Source organism: Nonomuraea sp. NPDC001684, assembly GCF_053596515.1.
This window is the reverse complement of sequence record NZ_JBSFGJ010000352.1, coordinates 1-9854: the sequence shown is the minus strand read 5'-3', so window position 1 is coordinate 9854 and position 9854 is coordinate 1. Positions and strand designations below refer to the sequence as shown.

Sequence of the window (9854 nt, the reverse complement as noted above, 5' to 3'; positions counted from 1 at the left end):
GCCCGACAGCGTGCCGTCCTCGCGCACCTCGAAGACGCGCAGGTGCCTGGCCCTGGTCATCCGGGCATCTCCGGACAGAAGGATCCCCTCTGGTGAATCTGGGCATCGTCGGGCAGGCCGCGGGGCTGTTCGCCGTCACCAACATCGACGACATCCTGATCCTGGCGTTGTTCTTCGCCCAGGGCGCGGGCAGGCGGGGCGTCGCCGTCCGGATCGTCGCGGGCCAGTACCTGGGCTTCCTCGCGCTCGTGGCGGTGGCCGTGGCGGCGGGCTTCGGGGCGACCTTCCTTCCCGGGTCGCTGATCCCGTACCTGGGGCTGCTCCCCCTCGTGCTGGGCGTCAAGGCCGCCTGGCAGGCGTGGCGGAGCCGCCGCGACGGGGACGACGGCGCCCCGGACGGCGAGCCGCCCGGCGGCCCGAGGACGCTGGAGGTCGCCGCGGTCACCTTCGCCAACGGCGGCGACAACATCGGCGTGTACGTGCCGGTCTTCGCCACCGCCGGACCGGGCGGCACCGGCGGGTACGTCGCCGTGTTCCTCGTCCTGGTCGGCGTGTGGTGCGCGGCCGGACGGCTCTTCGCCACCCGTCCCCTGGTCGCCCGCGCCCTGAGCCGGTGGGGGCACGTCCTGCTGCCCGTGGTCCTGATCGGCCTGGGTCTGCTCATCCTCGTCGAGGGCGGGGCCTTCGGCCTCTAGATCCGGGGAAACTTCGGCGCGGCCCGAACCAAGGGCCGGGCGGGCGCGTCCAACAAGATCACGGCATCGGAAGGGGGTGGCGGATGTTGATCCGCTCGGGCGGCGCCTCGGGGGCGTGGGCATGGTGACGCGCCGACGCGCAGCCCGTCCGGCGCCGCGGATCGACGTGGCCCGCCTGCCCGAGGACGTCGTGGCACTCGTCGACGCCCTCGAACCCGGCGAGAGCCTGGTCCTCACGCGGGACGGCGCGTCGATCGCGACGATCTCCAGCACCGTCGACGTGGTCCAGGGCGCCGTCGTCGGCCGCGGGGCGCCGGACGAGCCCGGCGATCCGCCGCCGGTCGACCACGACAGTGTGACGGTCGTGGCCACCGCGATGGAGCTGTCGAACGCCGCCCGGGTCGCGCTGTCCGACCGGCTCGGGGCCGATTACGTGGTGCTCGACATGCACGCCGCCCCGGCGACGGCCGATGTGCTCCTGGTGCCCGCCGGCAGTCCGCAGCTGATCGCCGGGCTCCGGTCGATGTTCCCGAAGGCCCGCGTGGTCGTCACCGAGATCGAGGACCCGGAGCTCGGGGTCCGGTACCACGGCCCGGTCCGGCGGCTGCTCGACGCCGGCGCGGACGCGTACCTGCCGCCGGCGACCGTCCCGCTGCTGGCCAGGCAGCTCGGCCACGTCCTCGACCAGGGGCGCGAGCTCACCGGCGGGGCCACGGCACCGCTGCAGATCGCCCCGGCCCCGGCGGCGGACGGCGACCCGGAGGAGCAGGTCTAGCCGGGCGGCGGCTGGGACGGCGGTCCGAACAAGGTGGCGGTGTCGACGGTGGCGACGTCGCCCGAGCCCGTGCGCTGGGGTTCGCCGTCGGCGCCGATGAGCGGCAGGCGGTCCGGGAGCCTGCTCGGGTCGACCGCGCCCGTGCCGGTGATCCAGGACGGGCGCGGCGGCTGCGCCGGTGGCGTCTTCGCCTGGAGGCCGTACCTGGCGGTGATCCACACGTTGCCCGACGGCAGGGAGCCGCCGTTCCAGGCGCCGTCCCAGACGTATCCGAAGGCCAGCGTCGCGTACCAGGCGGTGCCGCAGGGGGCGGGGTTGGACCCCTCGCCGCTCCACATGTACCAGTCGGCGTGAGAGGTGGTGTCGGGGGTGTAGTGCAAGCCGGAGTCCAGGCCCGGGCAGGCGCCCCAGACCTGGTGGGTCAGGTCGTAGACGAGCACGACCTGACGTATCGCGAGATGGCCGGCGGGCACGGCCCATCCACGGCCGCACGGGATGCCGCCGTTCGGCCCGTAGACGTTCGCCGCGGACGTCTGGTAGGAGCCGGCGTTTCTGTCGGAGAGGTCGAGCATCTCGGCGTAGACCAGGAGGCACAGGGAGTCCGAACGGTAGACCCAGTCCTCGTGGTGGGAGCCGTTGTCGGCGGCGTGGGCCGGGGTCGTCGAGGTGGCCGCGACCAGGAGGGCAGCGGCGGCGGCGCACAGGCCGCGGCGGGCCCGCCGGCCTGTCGTGCCGGGCGTCCGGGGGCGTCTTCGCATGTCGTTCTCCTCAGCGGCGAGCGCGGGCCGTTCGCTGCCATGATCGGAGCGCGCCGGGGTGCGCACAATCTCTTCGGCCGGGCACCGAAGAGCTCCCCCGTCAACCGGACGATTGCTTGAAATCGATCATCAGGCGACGATTGGCGCATGCGTCTGAACTTCCAGGTGGGCGACCTCGCGGCCACCCGGTTCGTGGTCTCGCCCCTGACCCACGCGATCTTCGCGGCCTTCAGCGTCCATCATCCCGACCTGACCGAGAAGGGCTCGATCTGGCGGGACATCGCCAGAACCGTGCCGCGCCGGACGCTGCCGCTGCTCGACATCCTCAACCGCGGCGCCTCCCGCGTCACCCTGCATGAGGGGCTGGTCACCTCCGAGGTGGCCCCGCCGATCGAGACCGCCGCGCTCTCCGACGAGCTCGACGCGCTCGCCGCCCTGGACACCCCACCCGAGGAGCGCGAGTTCAGCGGCGACCTGTGGCGCTTCAGCGGGGTGCCGGGACGGCCCGACCTCGACATGGACCCGGCGCGGTTCCGCCGGGCCCTGGCCGACAGCATGTACGTGCTCTTCCACCGTTTCCTCGCCCCGGAATGGCCCGGCATGCGCCGGAGGCTCGAAACCCGCCTGGCCGCCTACCAGGAGACGGTGGCGCGGATCGGGCTCGGCTCCGCGCTCAGCACCCTCAGCCCGCGGCTGTCCTGGGACGGCGGCGGCATGGTCGTCGCGGGCGGGCCGCCGATCACGGTCGATCTCGGCGGACGCGGCCTGCTGCTGCATCCGATCTCCGGCGCCTCGCCCCGCTACCTGGGCATCGCGACCACCCGGGACCGGCGCAGCTCGGTGCTCACGGTGCCGATGCCCGACGGCGGCCGCCAGGTGCTGCCGTCACCGGCCTTCGACACGCTCGCCGCGCTGGTCGGGCGGGCGCGGGCGCGGGTGATGCGGGCCGTCGGCGGACACGGCTGCCGTACGGACGAACTGGCCGGGCGGCTCAGGGTCAGCGCCTCCACCGCCTCCGAGCACATCACCGTGCTGCGCAATGCCGGGCTGATCGCCACCCGCCGCAACGGCCAGGCCGTCCACCACCACCTGACCTCACTCGGCGCCCGCCTGCTGGAGGCCAACGGCTGACCCGGCACGGACGGGCTCACCCGCTCCCGAGGGCGGGCAGCCGACGCGGCGGTACTTGCCGGGGGGCATACCGTACTGGCGTTTGAAGGCGTTGGCGAAGGCGAACTCCGAGCCGTAGCCGACCGCGGCGGCGACCGTGCTCAGCGCGGCGTCGGAGTCGCGCAGCATGCGCGCGGCCGTGCTCAGCCGCCACCAGGTCAGGTAGCTCAGCGGCGGCCGGCCGACGAACTGGGTGAACCGGCGGGAGAACGCCGCCCGCGACAGCCGGGCGCGGCGGCCGAGCGACTCGACCGTCCAGGGGTGGGCGGGATCGCGGTGGATGCCGTCGAGCGCGGCGCCGACGGCCGGGTCGGCCAGCGCGGCGGCCCAGTTGCCCGCCTCGCAGTGGTCGGCCGAGGCGTCGAACCAGGCCCGCAGGATGTACAGCAGCAGCATGTCCAGCAGCGCCGGGACCACCAGGTCGGCGCCCGGCCGCGGGTCGTCGATCTCCTTGCCGAGCAGCTCGACGGCGGCGCGCAGGTCGGTGTTGCGCCCCAGGCCGGTGGGCAGGTGGATCATCTCGGGCAGCCCGCCGAGCAGCGGATGCGCCCGGCCGGCATCGAGCCGGTAGCCGCCGCAGAGCGTCACGGTGACGGGCCCGGCGCCCTCCAACGAGGCCGAGGCGAACAGCTCGGCCGGGGCGTAGGGGTCGCAGTCGGGCTCCGGGAGGGGCCGGTCGGGCGAGTCGGCCAGCCCGTAGCCGTGACCGTGGGGGAAGAACAGCACGTCGCCCGTGCCGACCGGGAACGGCTCGCCCTCCGGCGGGATGGCCCAGCACGAGCCGCGCAGCACGACCTGGAACCCCGCCGACCCGGGCGCCGACGGGAAGCGCTGCCCCCACGGCGCCGGCCACTCGACCCGCGCCGAGCGCGGCACGCCGATGCGCATGGAGGCGACCACGTCGCTCAGTACGTCCATGGCCGGAGTCTAGTGCGGAAGACGATCGCGTATGAATCAAGCACTCAGGCTCATTGGACGCCTCGCGTCTGGCTCCTAGGGTTGACGGCATGACAAGAGTCCTGGTCAGCGGGGCGACCGGCACGATCGGCCGTCCGCTGGTGGAGCAGTTGAAGGAGGCGGGCGCCGGCGTCCGCGCGGTGACGAGGGAGCTGACCGACCCGGTCGCGCTGGCGGCGGCCCTCGACGGGGTGGAGGCGGTGTTCCTGCTGTGGCCGTTCGCCTCGGCGGAGGGGGCCCGCGAGGTGCTGGAGCTGATCGGCGCCCGGCGGGTGGTCTACCTGTCCTCGGCCGCCGCGCGTCCGCACGAGGTCGAGATCGAGCGCCTGATCGCCGGGACCGCCCGGGAGTGGACGGTGCTGCGTCCGCACGCGTTCGCGGCCAACGCCCTGCGGTGGGCCGGGCAGGTCCGGACGGGCGTCGTGCGGCAGCCGTCCGGCGAGGCGGTCTTCTCTCCCGTGCACGAGCGGGACGTCGCGGCCGTCGCGGTGCGCGCGCTGCTCGGCGGAGGGCACCACGGCGCGGTGTACACGCTGACCGGGCCGCGGCCGCTGACCCAGCGGGAGCAGGCGCGGCTGGTCGGCGAGGCGATCGGCCGGCCGGTGCGGTGGTCGGAGGAGCCTGCCGAGGAGGCCAGGCGGCGGCTGCTCGGCCTGGGCTGGCCGGTGTCCGCGGTGGACGGCATGCTGCGCGCGCTCACCGAGCCGGGCCCGTGCACCCGGACGGTGGAGGAGGTCGCCGGAGTGCCCGCGAGCGACTTCGGGACGTGGGCGAGCGAGCACGCCGCGGACTTCCTCGGCACCATGCGGGCCGCCCGCCTGCACGAGTACGGCGACGCCTCGGTGATCAGGGTGGAGGAGGCGCCGGTGCCGCGGCCCGGCCCCGGCGAGGTGCTCATCGAGGTGGCCGCCACGTCGTTCAACCCCTCGGAGGTGGGGCTGCGCGCGGGCCTGCTGCGGGAGGTGTTCGGCGGCACCCTGCCGCACACGCTCGGCTGGGACGTCGCGGGCACCGTGCTCACCGGGGCGGGCGACCTCGTCCCCGGGGACCGGGTGATCGGGCTCATCGACGGCGCGGCGGCCGAGTACGCGGTCGCCAGGGCGGACGTGCTGGCCAGGGCGCCGCGGCGGATCCCGCTGACGGCCGCGGCGGCCGTGCCGGTGGCCGGGCTCACCGCCTGGCAGGCGGTCTTCGAGCACGCCCGCATCGGCCCCGGCAGCCGGGTGCTGATCAACGGCGCGGGCGGCGGCGTCGGGCTGTTCGCCGTGCAACTGGCCAAGCACGCGGGCGCGTACGTGGTGGCCACCGCCGGGCCGCGCAGCGCCGCCGCCGTACGGGCGCTGGGCGCCGACGAGGTCGTGGACTACACCGCCGGCCCCCTGCCGGGCGGCAACGACGTGCTGATCAACCTGGTGGCCGACGTGCCCGGCTCGGTGACGGAGCTGGCCGCGGAGTTCGTCTCGATCACCCGGCCGATCGAGCATCCGCGCGCCGTCCACTTCGTGGCCCGCAACGACCCGGGGCAGCTCGCCGAGCTCGTGGCGCTGATCGACGCGGGCGCGGTGGACGTCGAGGCGGCCGTCCGCCCGCTGGAGGCGCTGGCCGACGTGCACCGGGAGGCCGAGCGCGGTCTCGTCCGCGGCAAGGTCACGCTGACGACGGGCGGCTGATCACGCCCGTTCATCCGGTCACCGGTCCGGGGCTCAGGTCCGGGAGGGGTCCACGGAGAGGAAGTCGCGGACGAGGCGGTCGTAACGGGCGCGGTCGACGTTCCACGCCTCCGTGTGCTCGCCCCGCTCGAACGGCTCGAACCGGATCTCCCACCCCAGCCGCCTGCCCGCGGCCACGAGACCGTACGCCTCCTGGATCGGGTGCTCGGCGTCGGGCACGGTGTGGATCAGCAGCAGCGGCGGCCGGACCCGCGGCGGACGCCGGATCAGGCTGAGCCGGTCCGGATCGACCCCGGTACGCCACCGGACGACCTGGTTCGACAGCCCGGCCAGGAAGCCGGGCAGGTGGTGGTTCCTGACGCCCTGTTCGGCGGTCATGCCGACGTCGATCATGGGGGCGTCCATGACGACCCGGTCGACCAGGGCCGCCAGCGGCGACCGGTCCAGGAACTGCCCGACGACCTGGCCGCCCATCGAGGTGCCGTACAGGACGAACCGCCGCGCCCCCATGGTCTGCGCGTGGCGCAGGGCGGCCTCCAGGTCGCGCCACTCCGAGTCGCCCAGGTGCAGCAGCCCGTCGGGCGAGGCGGGCGCGCCCTGGTCGTTGCGGTAGCTGATGTCCAGGAAGGGCAGCCGCAGCCCGTGCACGACGGGCAGGACCTTCAGCTCCGCCTTGCGCCGCCCGTTCTGGCCGTGGACGGCGACGACCCAGGTGTCGCCCTCGCCCGGCACGTACCAGGCCGGCGCGGGCCCCAGTTCGGTGGGCACCATGATCTCGGTGTAGCCGATCCCCCAGGCCACCTCGGGATCGCCGGGCGGCACGTTGCCGAACCAGCCAGGCGTGCCGACCGAGGGGACGTGGCCGCGCAGCACCTTGCGCGTCACCCGGTCGGCGGCGCCGGGGACGACGTCGCCGAGCATGGCGTACGAGCCGGTCCACTCCAGCCAGTACGTGCCCGGCTTGCCGGTCTCCGGCGTGCGCGTGAGCGTCACCAGGTCGCCCCGCACGGCCAGGACCTCGGTGTTGGCCGCGCCGTGACGGACGACGCCGACCGACTGCTCGCTGCCGAACCAGGCCCCGGCCCCCGCCGCCCCGGCCAGGACGACGACGACCGCCAGACCCGCGATCCACAGCCGCCTCTTCTTCAGTGCTCGCATGTATACAGGGTAAACTATGGGCGTTTACGGCGTATACATCATTGACTCAGGCCGTTCCTTCCAGGAGGTCCGAGAGCCGGTGCAGCCCGCGCGAGATGCGGGCCTTGACGGTGCCGATGGGCACCCGCAGGTGCTCGGCGATCTCCCGCTGCGTCAGGTCGGCGAAGTAGGCCAGCTCGATGGCCTGCCTCTGGGCGTCCGACAGTTCGGCGAGCGCGCGGTCGATCTGGTCGCGGTCGCCGAGGGCGTCGGGCGCCGGCCGGGCGCGTCCCGGCAGATCCCCGGCCTCCTGCAGCGGGACGGTCAGCAACCGCCGCACCCGCAGATGGTCGACGGCGCGGCGGTGGGCGATCGCGAAGACCCACGCGGCCTGGCTGCGCCCGGGGTCGTACCGCCCGCGCGAGCGCCAGACGTCGGCGAAGACGACCTGCAGCAGGTCCTCCACCTCCTCGGCGGGTACGAACCGGCGCAGGTAGGAGCGCACGGAGGGAGCGTGCGTGCGGTAGCACTCGCCGAGCGCTTCCTCGTCACTGGTGTCCATGCGCCTGCCCCTCACCGCAAAAACCTATTCAAAACTTATTCATACCGAGGCGCGGCAGGCGGTCACAAGCTCATCGGGGGAAAGGGCGGCTCAAATCAGGGTCGACATGACGCATGCGACGGCGTCGGGCAACGTCGACACCCGGACGACGCCCTCAGGGGCCGGGCCCTGCCAGCCGCGCCCGCCGATGACGATCCGGCAGGCGGGACGCACCTGGGGCAGTGCGGCGAGAGGCGCGGTGTCGCCGGTCTCCGCCCGCTGCGACCAGACGAACACGGCCGCCGGCCCGAGCCGCCGCATCGCGTGCGCCAGCGCCGGGTAGGGGGTGCGGGCGCCGAGCACGCGGGTCTGCACGCCGCGTTCGGCGAGCGCGGCGGCCAGGGCGTGCACCGGAAGGCTGTGCTGCTCCTCCTCGGCGCAGGCCAGGAGCACCGGCCGGTCCGACCGCGGCGGCACGTCGCCGGCGAGGCGGTGCAGCGCCGCCTGGAGGTGGCCGGACAGCAGGTGCTCGGCGTCGATGCCGGACCCGGTCGCGTCCTGGCCCCGGCAGACGGCGTCGAGCGCGGGCAGGAAGAGGTGCTCCCACGTCCACACCGCGCCCTGCGCGGCCAGCGTCTCCTCGACCAGGGCGGCGACGGCGCGGCCGTCGAGCATGACCGCGGCGCGGGCCAGCGCGGCGACGACCCGCCGCGGCGCGGGCCGCCCGCCGGGCGGCTGCGGCGTCCGCCGGCCGCCGGAGGGGACGGCCGCCGTCCGCGCGCCGGACGGCGGCGCGGCGGGGGTGTCGGGCAGCGCGAGGGCGAGCCTGGCCGCCTCGGCCGGCACCAGGCCGGTGGCGATCAGGCGTTTCATCTCGGCCAGCCGCCGCACGTCGGCGGCGCCGTAGCGGCGGTGGCCCCCGGGGCTGCGGCGGCTGGGGCCCAGGCCGTAGCGCAGGTTCCAGGTGCGCAGCGTCGGCGCGGGGATGCCGAGGCGCCGGGAGACGGCTCCGATGCCGAATCCCGCGTCCTCCTGGCTGACCGGTGTGTCCTCGTCCATGGTGTTCCCGCTGCCGCTCGACGTGTCCGACTATCTTTTCGCGCTTGCGGGGTCCTTGGGCGCATGGCTGGGCGCGTCCGGCTTGATCCCGTTGTCCGGTGACGTGCAACCGGGCGCGCTCCTGGCACGAATTCTGTTCATAGCGACAGAAGGAGCTGCGTGCATGGACACGGTGACCTCGCAGGCCGGGCACGGGCGTGGGACGGCCGGCCGATGAGCCCGGTGGTCGTGGTCGGGGCCGGGCTGGGCGGGCTGGCCGCGGCCGTCCACCTGGCGGCCGCCGGTCGTCAGGTCACCGTGGTGGAGGCGCTCGACGAGCCCGGCGGCTGCTGCGGCACCGCCCGCCTCGGGCCGTACCGCTTCGACACCGGCCCTTCGGTGCTGACCATGCCGGGCGTGCTGGCCGAGGTGTTCGGCGCGGCCGGGCAGGAGCTGCGGCACTGGTTGCCGTTGCGCCGCCTGGACCCGTCGTACCGGATGGTCTTCGACGACGGGTCGCGGCTGGACGTCCTGCCCGAGCGCGAGGCGATGGCCGAGCAGGTGCGGACGGTGTGCGGGCCCGCCGAGGCGGCGCGCTACGACCGCTACCGGGCGCTGCTCGACGAGCTGTTCCGGGTGGAGTGGCCGGCGTTCATCGACGCGGACGTGAGCCGGCTGCGCGCCCTGGCCCGGCCGGCCGCGCTGCTCCGGCTGGCCCGGCTGGGCGGCTTCCGGCGGCTGGACCGCCTGGCCGCCCGGCACCTGCGCGACCCCCGGCTGATCAAGGCCCACACCTTCCAGTCCCTGTACGTGGGGCTCGCGCCGCAGCGCGCGCTCGGCATCTACGCCGTCATCGCCCACATGGACACCGTCGGCGGCGTGTACTTCCCGCGGCGCGGCGGCATGCACGCCATCCCCTCGGCCATGGCGGCCCTGCTGGCGAAGCTGGGCGCCGACCTCCGCTACGGCGTGCGCGCCGAGAAGGTCGAGACGGACTCCGACGGCGTCACCGGGGTGCTGCTGGCGGGCGGCGAGCGGCTCGCGGCGCGGCAGGTGGTCGTGGCCTGCGACCGCCTGGCCGCCCGGCGGCTGCTGCCCGGCGCGGCGGCCGAC

The 9854-nt window shown here is 74.8% G+C and carries 10 protein-coding genes; 5 read left to right on the top strand and 5 right to left on the bottom strand.

The annotated features are described in order from the left end of the window. Positions 1–92: 92 nt before the first annotated feature. A complete protein-coding gene (locus tag ACWCSD_RS39220; protein WP_397160012.1) occupies positions 93–695 on the top strand; it encodes a cadmium resistance transporter in 603 nt (200 codons plus the stop codon). A 121-nt stretch (positions 696–816) separates the two neighbouring features. Continuing rightward, entirely contained in the window at positions 817–1470 is a 654-nt protein-coding gene (locus ACWCSD_RS39215; protein WP_387676564.1) for a hypothetical protein, read from the top strand. Here ACWCSD_RS39215 and ACWCSD_RS39210 read toward each other — a convergent pair. Next, complete coding sequence (locus ACWCSD_RS39210; protein WP_397160008.1) at positions 1467–2228, bottom strand: hypothetical protein; 762 nt, start codon at positions 2226–2228, stop codon at positions 1467–1469. The genes ACWCSD_RS39215 and ACWCSD_RS39210 overlap by 4 nt on opposite strands. Before the next feature lie 147 nt (positions 2229–2375). On the opposite strand from ACWCSD_RS39210, the gene ACWCSD_RS39205 reads away from it, so the two are divergent. After that, on the top strand, positions 2376–3359 hold the full coding sequence (locus ACWCSD_RS39205; protein ID WP_449922496.1) for a hypothetical protein: 984 nt from the start codon (positions 2376–2378) through the stop codon (positions 3357–3359). Here ACWCSD_RS39205 and ACWCSD_RS39200 read toward each other — a convergent pair. Continuing rightward, positions 3324–4316: an AraC family transcriptional regulator gene (locus tag ACWCSD_RS39200; RefSeq protein WP_397160004.1), complete on the bottom strand. Its 993-nt coding sequence runs from the start codon at positions 4314–4316 to the stop codon at positions 3324–3326. The two genes, ACWCSD_RS39205 and ACWCSD_RS39200, sit on opposite strands and share 36 nt — an antisense overlap. Before the next feature lie 89 nt (positions 4317–4405). On the opposite strand from ACWCSD_RS39200, the gene ACWCSD_RS39195 reads away from it, so the two are divergent. Continuing rightward, entirely contained in the window at positions 4406–6025 is a 1620-nt protein-coding gene (locus ACWCSD_RS39195; protein ID WP_449922494.1) for an alcohol dehydrogenase catalytic domain-containing protein, read from the top strand. A gap of 33 nt (positions 6026–6058) precedes the next feature. Here ACWCSD_RS39195 and ACWCSD_RS39190 read toward each other — a convergent pair whose 3' ends face one another. The 3 genes from ACWCSD_RS39190 to ACWCSD_RS39180 all read right to left on the bottom strand — a co-directional run bounded on the left by ACWCSD_RS39190 (position 6059) and on the right by ACWCSD_RS39180 (position 8762). Further along, positions 6059–7183, bottom strand: coding sequence for an alpha/beta hydrolase family protein (locus ACWCSD_RS39190; RefSeq protein WP_449922492.1), 1125 nt, complete (start codon positions 7181–7183; stop codon positions 6059–6061). 46 nt (positions 7184–7229) lie between these two features. Then, entirely contained in the window at positions 7230–7724 is a 495-nt protein-coding gene (locus tag ACWCSD_RS39185; RefSeq protein ID WP_397159998.1) for an RNA polymerase sigma factor, read from the bottom strand. Positions 7725–7814: 90 nt separating this feature from the next. After that, positions 7815–8762, bottom strand: a complete 948-nt coding sequence (locus ACWCSD_RS39180; RefSeq protein WP_449922490.1) for a MerR family transcriptional regulator — start codon at positions 8760–8762, stop codon at positions 7815–7817. A gap of 159 nt (positions 8763–8921) precedes the next feature. Here ACWCSD_RS39180 and crtI point away from each other — a divergent pair. After that, positions 8922–9854, top strand: a 933-nt coding sequence (gene crtI, locus ACWCSD_RS39175; RefSeq protein ID WP_449922488.1) for a phytoene desaturase family protein, incomplete at its 3' end; no start/stop codon positions are given.